10 protein-coding genes are annotated in these 18,456 nt (G+C 35.0%); all 10 read right to left on the reverse strand.

The genetic code is table 11. The features are described from left to right. Nucleotides 1-8 precede the first annotated feature (8 nt). Nucleotides 9-1,544: a RagB/SusD family nutrient uptake outer membrane protein gene (locus L3049_RS13530; RefSeq protein WP_275110347.1), complete on the reverse strand. Its 1,536-nt coding sequence runs from the start codon at nucleotides 1,542-1,544 to the stop codon at nucleotides 9-11. Between the two features lie 17 nt (nucleotides 1,545-1,561). After that, on the reverse strand, nucleotides 1,562-4,627 hold the full coding sequence (locus L3049_RS13535) for a SusC/RagA family TonB-linked outer membrane protein (protein WP_275110348.1): 3,066 nt from the start codon (nucleotides 4,625-4,627) through the stop codon (nucleotides 1,562-1,564). 163 nt (nucleotides 4,628-4,790) lie between these two features. Beyond that, on the reverse strand, nucleotides 4,791-4,994 hold the full coding sequence (locus L3049_RS13540) for a hypothetical protein (RefSeq protein ID WP_275110349.1): 204 nt from the start codon (nucleotides 4,992-4,994) through the stop codon (nucleotides 4,791-4,793). A gap of 2 nt (nucleotides 4,995-4,996) precedes the next feature. Further along, nucleotides 4,997-6,721, reverse strand: coding sequence for a glycoside hydrolase family 9 protein (locus tag L3049_RS13545; protein WP_275110350.1), 1,725 nt, complete (start codon nucleotides 6,719-6,721; stop codon nucleotides 4,997-4,999). Nucleotides 6,722-6,733: 12 nt separating this feature from the next. Next, nucleotides 6,734-9,166 (reverse strand): glycoside hydrolase family 94 protein, encoded by a 2,433-nt coding sequence (locus L3049_RS13550; protein WP_275110351.1) that lies wholly within the window; start codon nucleotides 9,164-9,166, stop codon nucleotides 6,734-6,736. 62 nt (nucleotides 9,167-9,228) lie between these two features. Continuing rightward, entirely contained in the window at nucleotides 9,229-10,821 is a 1,593-nt protein-coding gene (locus L3049_RS13555; protein WP_275110352.1) for an MFS transporter, read from the reverse strand. A gap of 9 nt (nucleotides 10,822-10,830) precedes the next feature. After that, nucleotides 10,831-11,571: an NUDIX hydrolase gene (locus L3049_RS13560; protein ID WP_275110353.1), complete on the reverse strand. Its 741-nt coding sequence runs from the start codon at nucleotides 11,569-11,571 to the stop codon at nucleotides 10,831-10,833. A gap of 883 nt (nucleotides 11,572-12,454) precedes the next feature. Continuing rightward, nucleotides 12,455-13,330, reverse strand: coding sequence for an alpha/beta hydrolase (locus tag L3049_RS13565; protein WP_275110354.1), 876 nt, complete (start codon nucleotides 13,328-13,330; stop codon nucleotides 12,455-12,457). Continuing rightward, nucleotides 13,327-15,342 (reverse strand): response regulator, encoded by a 2,016-nt coding sequence (locus L3049_RS13570; RefSeq protein ID WP_275110355.1) that lies wholly within the window; start codon nucleotides 15,340-15,342, stop codon nucleotides 13,327-13,329. The genes L3049_RS13565 and L3049_RS13570 overlap by 4 nt, the downstream gene beginning before the upstream one ends. A 4-nt stretch (nucleotides 15,343-15,346) precedes the next feature. After that, nucleotides 15,347-18,427 carry a response regulator gene (locus L3049_RS13575; RefSeq protein WP_275110356.1) on the reverse strand — a complete coding sequence of 1,027 codons (3,081 nt, stop codon included), beginning with the start codon at nucleotides 18,425-18,427 and terminating at the stop codon, nucleotides 15,347-15,349. Nucleotides 18,428-18,456: the final 29 nt, after the last annotated feature.

Consider the following 18,456-nt stretch of genomic DNA (forward strand, 5'->3'; position numbering starts at 1 on the left):
AATGATAATTAGTATCCAGGGTTTTGATCTGTTTCGTCAATTGAATTATTTGCGATAATTTCATTTTGAGGAATTGGGAACAATTCATGTTTGTTGGCTTGGAATCCTATGCCACTCATTTCTTGACTTGCTAAATCCCAACGAACTAAATCCCAATATCTGCTTCCTTCAAAAGCTAATTCTAATTGTCTTTCAGTTACAATTGCTTGAAAGATATCATCAGAAGCTGTAATGTCTGCTAAATTTGCACGATCACGAACTTTATTTAATTCGATTAATGCTAATCCATCTTGGGTTGAAAAGTGATAAGCTTCTGCAGCCATAAGCAATACGTCAGCATAGCGCATTAAACGCCAGTTAATGGTATAGTTTAGTTCTGCAACTCCACTTTCGCTTGTTTCTGATGCTTTGGTAACATACTTCATACGCATATAACCTTCATAGTCATGAGCATTAGGATCTTCGATTACGCCGCCTGTTGCTATGAAATCAGCAGCCGACATAACAGTTGCATCTCCACGTTCAGTATCTCCTGCGTCTATATAAGCTTGACCAATTTTAGAGGTTGGCATATTGAATCCCCATCCGTTTGCAACATCAAGAGAAGATCCAGAAAGATTAAATAGGTTACTACGAGGGCCTTGTAGCTGAGCTTCGATATTGTTTTCGTTGCCTCCGCCCCAAGGGAAGTTACCCCAATCATAAGATTCTTGTGAAGTATAAGAAATTTCGAATAATGATTCTTGTCCAAATTCAGTCTCTTTTGTCCAAACATCGGCAAAAATTGGTTCCAAGTCGAACTCAAGACTGCTAATAACATTGCCCAATTGAGTTGCAGCTTCTCCATATTTTTTCTGATAAAGAAGAGCTTTCCCATAATAAGCCTGTGCAGTTCCTTTTGAAAAACGATATTTGTCAGCAGCACTGTACTCACTTTTTAAAGGAAGATCGGGAATTGCTTCAGAAAAATCTTTCTCAATTTGAGTATAAACTTCAGCAGCAGTAGCTCTAGGAAGATGGTACTCTGAAGGATCAGCTGGGTTAATAGTCATCAATGGTACACCTCCAAATAGAGTAACCATTTCAAAATAGGTATAAGCTCTTAATGCTTTTGCCTCAGCAATTAACTCTTTTTTTGCATCCGTATCTGGTTCTACTAAATTAATTACTGTATTCGCAGAACTAATTGCTTTGTAGAAATTGGTCCAGATGCTTTCAATTTTTGCATTGGTTGTTTGAATAGCAAAATCATCAATGTTTTGATATTCTGTCTGATCACCTTCAGAAGAACCAGCTAAGCAATCATCAGCCGGCAGGTTTTTGATAAAATAAACACTTGCCCATGAACCGCTTGAGAAATTGTGTTGCATTGAATTGTAGATTCCTACCACAACTGTTTTTACCTCTTCTTCAGTTTCTAAATAAGTATCACTTGATAGTTTCCCTTTAGGTTCGATATCAAGAAAGCTATCTTCGTTGCACGAAGTACTAGCAAAAGCAATGGCTAGACCTAGTATGAATTTATAATATTTTGAATATTTCATTTGTTACGATTTTAAAATTAAAAGTTTAGCGATACACCAAAAATTACTTTACCGGCAATTGGATATAATCCACGATCAACACCTTGTCTAGCGTTATTTGAACTACCAGCTTCAGGATCTAAACCTTCGTAATCTGTAAAAGTGAAAAAGTCATCCAATGAAACGAATACTCTAGCACGATCAATACCTGTTTTTTGCAGGATGTCTGATGGTAAAGTATACCCAACTTGAATTTGTTTAATTCTCATATATGATCCATCAGAAACCATTAAGTCACTACGATAAACATAGTCGCTTGAATTGTTTGCAGCAGGACGACTCGCATTAGTATTTGATGGAGTCCAACGATCGTCAAACATAAATTTAGGCTTGTTTGAGAATGGTCTGTCAGAACGGAACCAACCCATAAACACATCATTCCCTTGCGAGCCTTGTAAGAACAGGTTAAAGTCAAAACCTTTGTATTGAGCATTAAAAGTTGCACCATATAAAATGTCAGCATGAGGATCACCAATGTAAGTCTGATCTGCATCAGATATTTCACCATCTTTATTAACATCTACAACGATAACATCACCATTTGTAGGATCAATACCATTGGTTTTATAACCTTTAAAGTACCAAATAGGAAGACCTTCTTCGAACCATGTTAAATCATGACCACGTAAGTTATCACCTTTTACTGGAGAATCAACGTCAAGTCTTGTTACTTCGTTATCAAGAGTAGATAAATTTAAATTTACACTGTATTTAAATTCGTGATCTCTATTGTTGTATCCCAATTCAAAGTCAAAACCTTTATTAGTTACATCACCAACATTCATAATTGGGAAATCATTACCTGTTGATAAAGGTCCCGAACCTGTCGTTAAAAGATCTTTTGTTGTTTTATTATAATAATCCATAGCGAAAGATAATTTTCCGCTCAAGGCTCTTAAGTCAAAACCAATATCTAATTGTTCTGTAGTTTCCCATTTAAGATCAGGATTAATTAACTTGTCAATTTCAGCTCCTGGTTGATATACATCATCAGCTCCTGGATATTGAGCGCCAAATACATAAAATTCTTGACCTTCGTTACCTGGGATATTAGAACGACTTCCGTTTTCTCCCCAACTAGCTCTTAATTTTAAATAATCAATACCTTGAAAGTCAAAGAAATCTTCTTCAGAAATAGTCCAACCCGCAGAAACAGCAGAGAAAACAGCTGCTTGATTATCAACTGGGAATACATCAGCAGCATCACGTCTAAGTGAAACTTCTAACATATATCGGTTAAGGTAGTTGTATGATAAACGACCAAAGAAAGAGGTCATAGTGTGGTTTACATACCCACCACCTGTACGATCAAATTCATTTGAAGTAGTATAACCTTGGTATGCATATTGGTCACCTTCTTTAATAAGTGGAGCAGAATGCATTGTGTAATCAGGTGCTTGATATTCTTCAGCTGAATAACCTGCTAAAACAGTAAAGTCATGATCGCCAAATGTTTTGTTATAAGAAGCAAAATTTTCCCATAACCATGTGTACCATTTGTTGATATTATCATCAACATAAGTTTCAGAATTTTGACTTTCTGCAGAGAAATAATATACAGGAGCCCAAGAGTGATCCGTTTGATAAGTTAAATCAAGTCCAGCTCTAGAAGTAAAAGTTAATCCTTTAAATGGTTTGATTGTTGCATATACATTACCAAGAATTTTATCTTGAACAATGTTGTTTCTATAAGTATCAAGTAAAGCTAATGGATTTGCTGTTTCACCTGTAACATACTCTGGTAAACCATAATATTTACCATTACTATTCTGTAGAATCGTATTTCCACCATCCAATAAATCTTGAACTCTTTGTGGAGTACCATCGTAAGTTGTTTGAGTTAGAGGATCAAGAAGAAGTGCAAAGTTAACTGCTCCACGATACTCATCATCCTCACCAATATATTTCTGCTTGGAGTGAGAAAAACTAAAATTATTTCCTACTTCTAACCAATCTTTAAGTTGACTTTTTACGTTTGCACGTGCAGTAAAACGTTCGTATTTCGCTTTGTCTCCACCAACAATACCGTCTTGACCATAGTATGATCCAGAAATTAGATAAGTTGTTTTTTCACTACCACCAGAAAAGCTTAAGTGATGCTTTTGCATTGGAGCAACTTCGAAAATTTCATCTAGCCAATCTGTATCAGTACCATTTAAGGTTACGGTACCGGCGCCAGATTCTTGCATCCATTGTTGATACTCACTTGCGTTCATTACTTCCATATCACTTCTTGATGATTGGAATCCGTACTGAAAGTCGTAAGAGATTTTAGATGATCCAGCCTTACCCGTTTTTGTTGTGATTAAGATAACACCATTTGCACCTTCTGTACCATAAATAGCAGCAGAAGCAGCATCTTTAAGAACTTCCATAGATGCAATGTCAGCAGGGTCAATGTTATTGATATCACCAGTTTTCATACCATCAACAATAAACAAAGGATTTGAATTTCCATTTGAGTTGACACCACGAATTCTGATTTTTGCTCCAGCACCTGGAGATCCTGATGTTGAAAGGATAGAAACACCAGCAGTTTTACCTTGAATTGCTTGATCGGCTCTTGAAACTGGAACGTTTTGGATATCCTCCGATTTAATACTAGAGATAGATCCAGTTACTAAGCTTTTCTTTTTCACACCATATCCAACAACTACAACTTCATCCATGCCTATTGCATCCTCAAGCATTATTACATTAAGCTGCACTTGATCAGCAACAAGAATTTCTTGACTGGTGTAACCAATAAAACTATACACAATTACATCTTCAGCACTAGCGAAAATGGTATAATTTCCGTCAATGTCGGATACAGTACCTGTAGTTGTACCTTTAAGAGATATATTAACTCCAGGCAAACCAAAACCAGATGAATCTGAAATTTTTCCAGATATTTCTTTGTTTGAGTTTTGCCCAAATATGATGGCTACATTGCAAAGGACCATCAGTAGTAGCATTGTTGGCTTAAGAAGCCAGTTACTCTTTTTTTGCTTCCCTGTTTGTAGGCAATGTGAGGGAGCATTAAAATTTTCAGATTTTTTCATAAAATTAAATTGATTCATTAGCGTATTATGATTTAATTCCAAAAGGAGAGGACCAACATATCCTTATGGACTTTTATTGATTATTCGTATTGATTGATAGTATTTCATCAATAGTAGTTTTTAGTGAGATTTTTCAATATTCTTTGTGTTGATTAATTGGTTGTCAATGGCTATTGAAATCGTTTTCGGGAGCATCAAAGAATAAAACTTGATAAAAGTCTATCTTCTCATAATGTTTCAGTTCTAATCGCTTAGTACATTCCTGCCCATATTTGTCTTTTTTTTTCATAAATTTGCGATGATTCATTAGCGTATTAACAAATGAGTTATTTGCCGAAAGGAGAGGACCAACTTTTCTTTTCGGCATTTTTATTTTTTATCATAGGCATCCATTCCAAAGGTTAAGAAAACTAGTGGCGCATTCCAATTGATTGCAATTTCGTTGGTTGAATAACTACATTGCTCATCAATATATGATTTTGCAGGGTAAGTAGATCTGATGATTTCAGGTCCACAATCGTTAAGAACAATTAGGTTTGGTCCACCTACAAGAAATCCTGGTACCGGTTCAACAACAGCATCGGCTGCGGATGGTCGGTGATGGATGTTCATTGGCGATAAAGAACCAAAACCTGTCACAAAGCAATAAGCTGTTGTATTTCGGCCAAGCAAATAATTTAAACTTTCTCTTGCTGAGTTCAGGTATTTGGAATTCTTAGTTATTTGGTGTGCAAGTAATTTCATTACGCCTTGATTGGCAAATTCAGAATTGCTTCCCCATTGGTATTTGTTAATTGCGATATGGTAAGGAGACTTTTCTTCTTTCAGAATTAACTCATCTGTACGTGCAAGAAATTGAGTTTCGATTGTTTTAAACTCTTCTCTTTTGTTAGATGTTAGTAAGGAGAAAATGCCCAATGTTGCAACGTCTCTCCAACCAGGTGTTGAAACTTCTAATTTTGATGAATTTAGATGCTTCAAGTAGCTCTTTTCTTCTGTTGCTAAATACATTTCGGAAGCAGCCCAAAACCATTCATCTTTTAAATTGGTATCATCATAAGCTCCAGTTGAAATGTCAGCGTCTTGATTGTAAATTTCATTTGGGTTTTTAATTGCCCAGTTCCATGCTTTTTTTGATTGGATCAAACAAGAATCTGCTAATCCAGGTAGTTGAGTTTCAAAATCACTAAACAATCTTGACGCGTAGCTCATGGTAGCTGCAAAATCGAGAGCTGCCGTTGTGCTTTTCTGAACCAAATACCTCTTGTTTATCGCCTTGTGTGGCATTACAAAATCTTCGAACTTTTTGGTCGTTAGTTTGTGATAAACACCACCATCAAAAGAATCTTGCATTGTCATCATCCATCTCAAATTGTACAAGGCTTCGTCTAGAATATCAGGAACTGTATTGTTAGATTCCGGAATGTTCAAGTTTATTTCATCGAAGTATTCCGAAAATAAATGATAAGACAAAAGCATTGTGTAAGTCGAAATGCTGCTGTTTACAATGTATTTATTGTAATCGCCAGCATCATACCAACCTTTTGGAGATGATATAATACTGTTTTCAGGATGATTTTTATCTGCTGCAGAAGAGTGATAATAGACAATTGTATCTGGATGGCCAGCTGGGCGTGCCCATTTGCCACCATGTAAACTGTCAATTTCTATTCCCGAGCGATTCAGGTAGAAAGACTTAAGCGAAGCTTTTGCAAGTTTCGCATAAGGCCTTTCTGTTATGATTATTTTATTTGAGATGATGCTATCATTAACTACAATATAATACGTTCCCTTGTCTGTTAATTCTGAAAAATCAATAGATTGAATTGTGTCACCTGACAATGAACAATACTGTTTTGAACCAGTAGCTTTTTCAAGTATGATTTTACCTTCACTGTTTTTGATTTGAAACAGATTGGCACTTGTTCTGACCATTGCTTTTTTAGGAGCATTGTTTTCATATCCAACTTGATTGGCAAGGATGAGTTGTGCGTTTGCAGGAACAGGCTCATCCATTTTTTGATTAGAGCAAGCAACCGCTGTCAATAAAACAGCAAGTAGAAAAGTATATATTTTATAGTCTTTAATATTCATCTCTTTGTATTTTTATCCTATAATAACTGTTACTTTTTGTGTTCCTGATTTAATAATAGGAATGATATTTCCTTCAATAGGTTTACCATCAATCACCATCGATTTTACACCCTTGTTTTTGCCCAAAGGATTTAAGATGTTGATTTCATAAGTGGCATTTCTAAATTGACGGGTTATGGTATATTCTTTCCATTCTTTTGGGATACACGGATCAATCCTTAAGCCATCGTAGTCTGGTTGAATACCTAAAATGTATTGAGTTACCGCATAGAAATTCCACGATGCAGTACCCGTTAGCCAACTATTTTTTCCTTCGCCCGGTTTAAATGCATCTTTTCCGGCTACCATTTGGCAGTATACATAGGGTTCAACTTTGTGCAATTCACTAATATCTTCAAGATATGTAGGACAGATTTTTCGGAAATATTCCCAAGCTTGATCACCTCTTCCTAATAATGCTTCGCCAATAACTATCCAAGGGTTGTTGTGGCAGAAAATACCTGCGTTTTCCTTGTATCCGGCAGGGTAGGTTGAGATTTCACCGTATTCAATTTTGTATTCGGTAAATGCTGGATTGTTTAGCACAATTCCAAAAGGAGTATCCAATCGTTCTTTAACGCTATCCAATGCTTTTTCCATCATGCCTTCTTCTTTTCCGATTTCGGCCATGGTGCACCATCCTTGCGATTCGATGAAAATTTTACCTTCCTCGTTTTCTTCTGAACCAACTTTTTTACCGTAGTAATCATAGGCTCTAAGAAACCAATCGCCATCCCAAGCATGTTTTTTTATTGATTCAGTCATTGCTTCAACATGCACATTGGCTTTATTCGCTTCTTCAGTATTACCAATTCGTTCGCAAAGCTTAATGAATTCTTTTCCGTACACGACGAATAATCCTGCAATCATTACCGATTCAGCAGTTCTTCCTTTTTTGTTTCCTGTGGTCTGGAACGATTCGTTCGGATTTGTTGAGAAACAGTTTAGATTCAAGCAATCATTCCAATCGGCACGACCGATTAATGGCAACTGATGAGGCCCCAAATTATTCACAACATGATTGAAAGATACTTTTAGGTGATGAAACAAAGATTGTGCTTTTGATTCATCATTATCGAAAGGAACCATTTCATCCAGAATACTAAAATCACCTGTTTCTTTAATATAGCATGTTACAGATAAGATTAACCACAACGGATCATCATTAAAATCGCCTCCTAAGGCATGATTTCCCATTTTTGTTAGTGGTTGATATTGGTGATAGCATCCGCCATCTTCAAATTGAGTAGCTGCAATATCTAAAATTCGTTGTCTTGCTTCAGCTGGTATTTGGTGAACGAAACCAATAATATCTTGATTGGAATCTCTGAATCCCATGCCACGACCGATTCCACTTTCGAAGAAACTTGCACTTCTCGACATGTTAAAGGTCACCATGCATTGGTATTGATTCCAAATGCTAACCATTCTGTTTAGCTCCGTTTCTTGACTCTCCAAATTGAATTTGTCAAGCAGTTTAGACCAGTAAGTTTCTAAATCTGCGAAAGCAGTATTCACTTTTTCGGTAGTGTCAAATTGAGCCATCATGACTTTGGCTTTCTCTTTGTTGATAACTCCTTTAGAAGCCCATTTTTCTTCGTCTTTGTTCTCTACATATCCTAAAGTGAAAACAAACTCTTTTTCTTCACCTGCTTGTAATTCTACTTCGATGTAATGAGATGCAACAGGCGACCATCCGTGAGCAATGCTGTTTCCGGCTTTGCCATTTTCAATTGCCTGTGGTTTATCAAATCCATTGTGCATACCAATAAAGCTTTCGCGATCGGTGTCAAAACCATTTATTTCAGAATTTACTGAAAAGAATGCGTAATGATTTCTTCTCTCTTTGTATTCAGTTTTGTGGTAAAGTGCTGATCCTTCAACTTCAACTTCGCCTGTTGATAGGTTGCGTTGAAAATTGGTCATGTCATCTTCAGCATTCCAAAGGCACCATTCTGCGAACGAGAAAAGCTTTACTTTCTTAACTTTATCGGTTTCGTTTTTTAGTTTTAACAGATGTACTTCTCCCATGTAGTCAAGAGGGATGAAGCAAAGTAAATTTGAAGAAAGTCCATTTTTACTGCTTAAAAAACGAGTATAACTAAGGCCATGACGACACTCATACTTGTCTAGTTCTGTTTGAGTTGGTTTAAAACCTGGATTCCAAGTGCACTCCTCATCTTTTATATAGTAGTAACGCCCGCCCATATCTACAGGCACGTTATTGTAACGATATCTAGTTAACCTTCTAAATTTCGCATCTTTATAAAAAGTGTATCCTCCCGCTGTATTTGATATCAATCCAAAAAAGTCTTTGTTTCCAAGGTAATTGATCCATGGAAAAGGTGTTTTTGGTGATGTAATCACATACTCTCTGTTGGTGTCATCAAAGAAACCGTACTTCATAATACTTCAATTAAAATGTTTATTCTATAAAGTGTATGTTACACTTCTTGTATTCGTCTTTATTATTTATTCTGTAACCTACGGCTTTGCAATTCTTTCGTGATCTCATCCATTTTGCTTTGATTCAATGGATAAATTGTCATGAAAATTGCGCCTAGAATTGCAATGATTGCAGGTATCCAACTCATTAGCATTTTAATGCCAGGAATTGCTCCTTGAATGGCCACATGATCTTGTCCGCTATAGTGAAAGGCTGCCAATACAAATCCAATGATTGCACCTGCCACGCCTCCTCCAAATTTGGTTGCGAATGAACCAGCAGAATAAATCAATCCAGTTGCACGTCGGCCATTTTTAAATTCTGAATAGTCGGCAGCATCACCAAGCATTGCAAAAAATAGCGTTGGAAATATTGCTGAAGCAAATTCGGATACGATACCTAATATGAAAATGGCACTAATGTCGTTGGGACCACAAAATATAATGGATGCATTTACGAGTCCTGAGAATATCAATGCATAGATAAAGAGCTTTTTCTTGCCTAGTTTTTTACTTAGGGGTGCAGTAATCATGGCACCAGCAATTGATGCAAACATTAATGCGACCATAAATGATGCAGCTAAGAGTTGATTGTGCAAGTAATGCGTAAAATAGATTACTACGATACCTTGTTTTATCGAATTGTAGATGCTGAAAAGTAAACCAATTGTTAGCAACACCAACCATGGTTTATTTTGAATTAGATCTTTTAAATCTTTTCGTAAATTACTTTTTTGCGCTTTAGGAGGTTGAACTCTTTCTTTGGTGCTCCAAAAAGTTATGAACATGAAAAAAGCCAAAAAAGCAGACATTAAATATATTGAGTAGCTGTAACCACTTTTTTGATCGATAATTACAATTTTTTCTTTTGATAGGTTTTTTTCACCTGAAACGATAAATGAATATGGTTTGTTAGCTTCTACTGAAAAACTTTTATCATGTGTTAAGGTATCTTTAATTCCTTCCCAGGAAAATTTAGCGATTCCATCTTTCGTTTTGATATTTACATTTTCAACATCTGCAGGAGCTGAAACGACAACCTGAAATTTATCATTTAGAAGTTCATTAACTTGAATATCTGGATTGATGTTTCCGAAGTGTGCAACTAGATAAAGCAAAGCGCCTTGAACTAACATTCCACCAGCAAAAGCACCTACCATTCGGTACGATCCTATACTCGTTCTTTCTTTGTCATCACCAGTCATTACAGCCATTAATGCTCCGTATGGAATATTATTTGCCGTATAGATTAAGGTGAAGAAAATATAGGTGACGTAGGCGTAAATAATTTTGCCTGTTGGGCCTAGATTTGGAGCCGTGAAAAGTAAAGATAAAATGACGCCTAGGGGAATTGCTGTAAACAATATCCAAGGTCTGAATTTGCCATACTTTGTATTGGTGTGATCACCAGCAATGCCAATTAAGACGTCACTAATCCCATCAGAAAAGCGGGCCACTAGCATTAGTAAACCAACTGCTGCAGGATTGATTCCGAAAACATCGGTATAAAAAATAAAAAGAAATGTAGCCACACCTCTCCAAGCAATGTTTGCTGCCCCATCGCCTAAAGCATAGCCTAATTTTTCTTTTATTGATATTTTATATGAATCTGACATTTCTTTCTTTTAGACTGTGAAATCAAATAATTCCTTTTTTGTTTTTTCATAAACATCTCTGCTAAAAACGTAAAGACGAGCAGGTTTGTGTGCTACTCCCGTTTGTTTCTCGTCTGTGGGAATTAGGTATTTCATACGTGCAATTTTCTTTCTGAAATTTCTTTTGTCTAATTCAGTGCTTAAGATTACTTCGTATATGTTTTGTAATTGTGTAAGGCTAAATTTTTCAGGAAGTAATTCGAAACCGATAGGTTCTTGCTTAATTTTATTGCGCAAGGCAATTAAGGCTTCGTTTAGTATTTGATTGTGATCGAAGGCTAGTTCTCCAACTTCTGAAACGGGAACCCACTTTACATTTCTACCTTTCCATTCAAGTGTAATACTTTGGGTTGCTAGTAAAGCAAAATAACCAATGGAGACGATTCTTTTGTTTGGATCTCTTCCATCATGAATTAACCATTTGCGGTCATTATCTTTTTTTAATCTTTCTGGATGTGCGAATGTTTTGAATTGATCTAGAAATACATTTTTTAATCCAGTTAAATCAAATAATACACGATAAGCAGCCTGTTCTATTGTTTCATCTTCGTAAATGTGATTTCCTGTAAGAGTTAAATCTGTAAATTCTGATTTTCCGGTTTTTTCATCAGTAAGTGTTCTATCTACAAGTAGAACTTGAAGTTCTTGCCCATTGTATCCGAAAATGACACAATCAACAGAAATATAGTCGTTTAATGTTCTTTTTATCATTGTTGGTTTGGTTGTTTTGATGGTGTTGATATGTATAAGTGTAAAATCAACACTAACTAATCATGACGCTAATGTAAAATCTTTTTTAGAAAAATCAAAAAATGATTTGTCTCTTGATCGAAAACGTGTGCGTAATACATTGTATAAAGTACACTAAGTCTTCTTTGTTTTCCTGCCTTTGATGATGTAAATGAAAGTTTAAGGGGAAAGCTTATTTAGAGTTAGTGTAAATAATTAGTGTGGTGGTTTTCTCAATTCAGGGAGAAAGTAGAAGATATATGTTTTGATTGAGTTGTGGCTAATGGAGGAGGAAGTGGGCGAAAAAAGAAGGTAATATGGCAGGAATAAACTTTTGGGCTTGGTTAGGTGAAGTAAGGTCGCTGGTTCCAAAAGCAATCTGAAAAACAAGAGATGACATAATCGGAGATTCACCGTGCGAGTAACAAGAATGGTATTCTGTTTAAGGTACTGATGAAAGTACCAAAGCAAGAATTAAGAATTGTTGTAGCTCAATATCTAGAGTGCAATTGAAGAAAGTATAAAAAATAAAACATTAGATTCTACCTATTAAGAAGAATATTATGAGAGATAACAAAGGCTGCCTAAATGGGCAGCCTTTGTTGTTATGTGTTATCTTCCTTTCGAAATTTCTTTGAAAATCTGTTCGTATTCTTTGAATTTATGTTTACGAATAGGTCTGATTTTGGGTTCAGTTGAGAAATGAAGCAATAAACAAGGTGAAATGCTTTTATACTTATCTACGTATTCATATCGTACAAATTCATTGTTGCTAATGCGTTGTTTAATTGTGTTATGGTATGGATACATTGTTTGATTTTTAAAATTTACTTTCTTTTACGGTTTTCAATGTAAGCTATTTTTTTTATTTCTGAGCTATACCTTCCACAAGTGTCCAATCGTAAAAACGCTCAATCCATGTGTCAGAAGGTAATCCTTTTTCGCGCATGCCAAATCCATGACCTCCTTTAGAATACATATGCAGAGCAACATTTAAGCCCATTTTGTGGTAAGAGTTGTATAATTCAATAGAGCCAGGAACCAAACCTAAAGGATCGTTCGAAGCACAGAAAATAATCATAGGAGGAGAATTTATTTTAGGTTTCTGTACAGGATATTGTGTTGTCCACGGATAAACAGGTACCAAAAAATCAGGCCTATTTTCCTTTGTGTAATTGTAAGCAACACCCATTGTTACAGCTCCTCCAGCCGAGAAGCCCATAAAGCCAATTTTATCAGGCTTAATAGTAAATTCATTGGCATTATTTCTTACGTAAGAGATTGCATTTAAACCATCAGAAATGGAAAGTGGAATTACTTTCGCAACCTCTTCTCTTATTTTTGAAGGATTGTTTTTCGATAAAACAGCTAGTTCTGTTACCGCATCATCTCCTGTAGGGACCAATCGATATTTTAATACGAAAACAGTAAAACCTTTTTTGATAAGCCATTTGGCAACATCTCTACCTTCACTATTAATGCTATGAGCGTATAATGCACCTCCTGGAGCAACAATTACAGCTGCACCATTATTCAATTCTTTTGTTGGTTTGTAAACCAGCATTGTAGGAGTCGAAACATTGGTAATTACTTGTGTAGTCCACTTTTCAGAGTAATATTCTTTCTCGTTTTGGCTCCATTTTATTTCTGTAGATTGTTTAAAAGGTAGCTTGATAACCTCTTGTGCGTTAGTAAATAAAAAGCTTGTAATGAATAAGGTGATTAAAAATTGTTTTTTCATTCTTGTATTGATGTTAATTTTCTTGACTTGTTAAGACATTTATTTATTGCTTCTAATAATTTTTGTTTGCCAATTGGTTTAGACAGATACAAGTCACAACCTGCTGATAATATTTTTTCCTGATCGCCAGCCATAGCATATGCAGTTTGAGCAATAATTGGGAGTTTTGGATTTATCTTTTTAATTTGCTCTGTAGCTTCATATCCATTCATTATTGGCATGTTGATGTCCATTAATACCAAATCAACTTCCTTATTTGTTGTGCAATACCCTACAGCTTCTTTCCCATTTTTAGCTCGAATACAATCAACTCCCTCTTTGCGAAGCAATTCCAATAAATAGGAATAACTCGCAGTGTCATCTTCTGCAATTAGAATTGTTTTACCCTTCAAATTAAGATGTTGCTGAGTGAATTCATCTGTGCTATTTTGTTTTGCATTATCCATATTTATTGGAATCGTAAAATAAAAAGAGGCGCCTTTGCCTTCTTCTGAATTAACCCAAATTTCTCCACCCAATAAATTGATTAGTCGCTTGCAGATTGTTAATCCTAAACCAGTTCCGCCATATATTCTTGTCTTCGACTCATCTACTTGTCTAAACACCTCGAAAATCAATTCCTGTTTATCTAAAGGGATCCCAATTCCTGAATCAGTAACGTGAAATTTAATCATTGGAATTTGATTTTGAATGATTTCTTCGCAACCAAATTCAACAGTTCCAGATTTGGTGAACTTTAATGCATTTTTTAAGAGGTTTAGTAGAACCTGTTTAATTCTATTCTGATCTGAATTTAAGATGAGATCAGTATTCTGAAGTTTGATATTTCTTTTGAGTTGGAGCTCTTCTTTTCCAAGATTTGTTTGTTCACTCGTAATAATAGAGTGCACTTCATCTAAAGTCTCTTCAATTGAAAAACGTTCATGTTCAATATTAATATCACCTGTTTCGATTAATGATATATCAAAAAGATCTTCAATAAGTGCTAATAAATTATTACCACTCTTGTTTATTATTGCATTGAAATTAAGAATGTCTTCAATGTTTGAATCTTTATGGATTAATTCTGAAAATCCAATTACTGCATTTAATGGAGTTCTCAATTCATGCGACATACTTGCTAAAAAAGTTGACTTTATTTTATCACTTTTCTCCGCATCTTCCTTTGCTAAGATTAACTCTTCGGTTAGTTTTTTTCTTTGGGTAATATCTGTAATAAAACCTTCCAAAGATACCAGACGATTGCCATCAAAAATACCACAACCACGTTCCCATACCCAGTGAATTTTACCATTCTTATTACGAATAGGATATTCTTCTTCGAATACACCCCTACGCCCCAAGGCTTCTTGCCATTTATTCCATAATAAATCACGGTATTCAGGTAGTATAATCTGATTGAAATTAATTTTAGAATTTTTGATAAAATCTTCAGGTGTGTAACCAGATATATTTGTGCAACCTTTGCTAATGTATTCCATTTTCCAATCTCTGTCGTTGGCACAAGTATAAACAAAGCCAGGAAGGTTATTCAGCAAGGTTTCCATTTTTCGATTGGTTTCCTCTAATTCTTTTATCTTATTTTCAATGCCAATTCCTAATATCTTATTTTCCTTTCTTAATTCATCTTCGGCATCTTTAATTCGTAGCATTACATTCAATTGCGCAATTAATTCTTCTTCTTCAATCGGTTTTGAAAGAAAAGCATCTGCACCTATTTCCAATCCTTTAATCCTGCTCTTTTTATCGCCACGCATGGCAGTAATAAGAATGATAGGAATGTGTTTGGTCTTTATTTCTTTTTTAAGCCTTTGGCAAGTCTCAAAACCATCCATTCCAGGCATAATAATATCCAATAGAATAGTGTCTGGCTGTTCTGTAATGGCCATTTCAATTCCTTCAGAACCAGATTGGCAAGTTATGATTGTACAAGTGGAGTAATACCTTTTTAGTATTGCCTGGTAAACTACTAAATTGTCCTTATTATCGTCAATAGCTAGAATCTTTCTCATAAGATTAAATAAAGAAGTTTTCAATTTTAGTCAGAATCTCTAAATGTCCAACAGGTTTGGTTACATATTCATCACAACCGGCTTTTAAGATTGCTTCTTTGTCTTCTATCATTGCCATTGCAGTTAATGCAATCACAGGAATGTTTTCATTTTTTGTATTGGATTTAATTCTTTTAACCACTTCTAAGCCATCTATTTTAGGTAGGGCCATGTCTAAGAGAATTAAGTGTGGATTTATTAAATCTACCATAGTCAATCCTTGTTCACCATCAATAGCTTCATGAATTTCGTATTTGTCGCCTAGTATTGCTTTAATGGTAACCATATTATCAGGATTGTCTTCAATGATAAGCACTTTAGCCTTTTCATTTTTATCAAGATTTATTTTTGGGCAGATTCGATTTGCATATTCGGAAGGTTCTACTTTTTCAATCTCACCAAACATTTTATGAATCTTCTCAAGTAAAGCCTTTATGTTGATATCACCTTTTTGGATTAATTGTTGAACATTATTAGCACTTAATCGACTTAAATCTTCTCTTGTTAGATCTTTCGCAGTTAAGATTACCACAGGGATATTAGCGGTGTTTTCTTTGCTTCTAATTCGTTCCAACACTTCAAACCCGTCAATTTCGGGCATCATTAGATCTAGAATAATACCATCAGGAATGGTGTGATTTACAAATTCCAGAGCTTCTTTGCCACCATTGGCAATATCTATTGTGTAACCTTCCAGTTCTAGAACCTGCTTCATTTGAATAATAGCAGTTTCATTGTCTTCAATCATTAAAATTCTTGTGTTTTCACGAGGCTTACATAATGTGCTTGTGTGATTGTTTTGATTATCTGGATTCAATTGAACACTTGGACCTGATGGATTATATGTGTTTTTTGTATTTTCTGAATAGGGAACTGAATAAAGAAGAAATGGAGAAGCTTCTTTTTCTAAGTGCCAAACTATAGGAATTGTGATTGTAAAGCATGACCCTTTATTAATTTCACTAGTAACACTAATTTTACCGCCAAGTATATTAATCAATTTGTTTACGATGGCTAATCCAAGACCTGTGCCTTCGTATTGGCGCGAAGAACTTCCATCAATCTGTCGAAATTCATCAAAAATGGTTTCTAGATTTTTTTTGGAAATTCCAATGCCACTATCTTGAACTTCAATTGTAATCTTTTCTTCGTCATGGAAGGCAGAAACAATAACTTTACCTTTTTCGGTGAATTTAACGGCATTACCAATTAAATTAGTCAAGATCTGGCTTAATCGAACTTCATCAGAATCGAAACCAGGGAAGGTGTTGTTGCAATTAATTTCCAATTCTATTCCCTTTTGAATAGCAAGAGGCTGAATGTTTTCCTGTAAAAGTTTCAGAATTGGTTTGAGCTGAATTTGACGTGGATACACATCCATTTTTCCAGCTTCTATTTTCGAAAGATCTAAAATATCATTGATTAATTGTAAAAGATTTGTTCCATTTCGCTCTACAATTTCCAGATATGAATTTTCTTCCTCGTTAAGTTTATCTTTTGCTTGCATGATTAAGGTTCGTGAAAGAGCCATAATCGAATTTAATGGAGTGCGTAATTCATGACTCATATTGGAAAGAAATTCACTTTTAAGTCGATTAGCTTCTTCTACTTCAATTTTTTTAGCTTCTAAAATTCTGTTTTGTTCATTTAATTCAGTAGCCTGATTTTGCATTTCATGCGACTGTTCCTGCAATTCATTTGTTTGTTCTTTCAGTTCTTCCGATTGTGCTTCTAGTGTTTGATTCGTTACGATTAAACTATCAGCTAAAGATTTTGTTTTTCTGGCAGAAATTAAATTCTCAAAAGCAATGTTGATACTAAGAGTCGATAAAGAAAGAATATCAATGCTTTCTGCTGTGTATTTTTCCAGATTGCTAAGAGAGATAATTGCTTTTACTTCATTTCCATCAAGAATGGGTAAGCTAAGGATTTCCATTGGGGCATATTCTCCAATACTAGTAGTGAACTGAAAGCCTGGATGATTTTGCAAACCATCAATTATTTGCATTTTTTTCTTGCGAATTGAGATGCCAAATTCACCAGGAGGATTGGTTAGAGAGAAATTTTGTAATGTATTTTTACTCGCACCAATAGATGCAATGCATTCATAGCATTTTCTATCTTCGTTAAGAATATAAAAGATAGCATTATTTGAATCTGTCACCTCTAAAATAGATTCCAAAAGTTGATAGGCAAATTTTTCAGTATTAGTCTCTCCAATTAATGAATTGCTGATTGAGGAAATGCCATTTTGAACAGTCATCCTTGATTTAAGAGAATGAGTCATGTTGTTAATTCCTTCGGCAAGTGAATTTAGCTCATCATTAGCTGAGGTTTCATTTTGGATATTTAAATCACCTTGTTGAATAGCTTCAGAAACAGCATTCATTTTATGGATAGGCCGTCGTATGCTTTGGGTTATTTTAAATGCGATATAAACACTAAGTAGTATGCTGATAATTAGAATGATTAAAATGGTTCGGAATATAAATTGGCCTTGCTTAAGGGCTGAACTTCGAAATGACCTTGCTTTTTGATCAGCAAAATCTTTCATTATTTTAATTTTCTTATTTATTTCTAGAATGTGTAATGCGCCTTTCCCTTTGGTAATTTGTGCTGCTTGGTTTCGCTCTCCTTTTTTTGCTAAGTCAATAACTTCCAAACGGATTGGTTTCCATGATTTAAATGAATCCCATGCTTCGCTAACATCATTTAAATCTCCAAGAAATTCTTTTGAGACAATTTTAAAAAGTTGATTTACATTCTTTTCGCATTCTGCTACTGCATCTATAGCTAAATTAAGTTCCTTTTCATTTTGTGCAAGAGGAACATCTTTCATCGATCGATGAATGGCAATTATATTCGTTTCTATTTCCTGAACAGCATTACTTACAGTATAAGGATGATCAAAAATATCCTCTATTGTGCTTAAATTCTGATTTGAATTCCAAAGTGCAATTAAACCAACACTAATGGTAAACAATGTGAGAAGTAAAAATCCTAAAAATAGACGAAAGCCGATGTTTAAATTTCTTAGTTTAAGCATGAAATAAGATTTGTTGACGAATTATAAAC

It is taken from the genome of Labilibaculum sp. DW002, assembly GCF_029029525.1.
Lineage (GTDB): Bacteria > Bacteroidota > Bacteroidia > Bacteroidales > Marinifilaceae > Paralabilibaculum > Paralabilibaculum antarcticum.

Excerpts from the sequence above, each read along its gene's own strand:
- L3049_RS13530 (WP_275110347.1), bottom strand. The coding sequence starts at position 1,544 with ATGAAATATTCAAAATATTATAAATTCATACTAGGTCTAGCCATTGCT.
- L3049_RS13535 (WP_275110348.1), bottom strand. The coding sequence starts at position 4,627 with ATGAAAAAATCTGAAAATTTTAATGCTCCCTCACATTGCCTACAAACA.
- L3049_RS13540 (WP_275110349.1), bottom strand. The coding sequence starts at position 4,994 with ATGCCGAAAAGAAAAGTTGGTCCTCTCCTTTCGGCAAATAACTCATTT.
- L3049_RS13545 (WP_275110350.1), bottom strand. The coding sequence starts at position 6,721 with ATGAATATTAAAGACTATAAAATATATACTTTTCTACTTGCTGTTTTA.
- L3049_RS13550 (WP_275110351.1), bottom strand. The coding sequence starts at position 9,166 with ATGAAGTACGGTTTCTTTGATGACACCAACAGAGAGTATGTGATTACA.
- L3049_RS13555 (WP_275110352.1), bottom strand. The coding sequence starts at position 10,821 with ATGTCAGATTCATATAAAATATCAATAAAAGAAAAATTAGGCTATGCT.
- L3049_RS13560 (WP_275110353.1), bottom strand. The coding sequence starts at position 11,571 with ATGATAAAAAGAACATTAAACGACTATATTTCTGTTGATTGTGTCATT.
- L3049_RS13565 (WP_275110354.1), bottom strand. The coding sequence starts at position 13,330 with ATGAAAAAACAATTTTTAATCACCTTATTCATTACAAGCTTTTTATTT.
- L3049_RS13570 (WP_275110355.1), bottom strand. The coding sequence starts at position 15,342 with ATGAGAAAGATTCTAGCTATTGACGATAATAAGGACAATTTAGTAGTT.
- L3049_RS13575 (WP_275110356.1), bottom strand. The coding sequence starts at position 18,427 with ATGCTTAAACTAAGAAATTTAAACATCGGCTTTCGTCTATTTTTAGGA.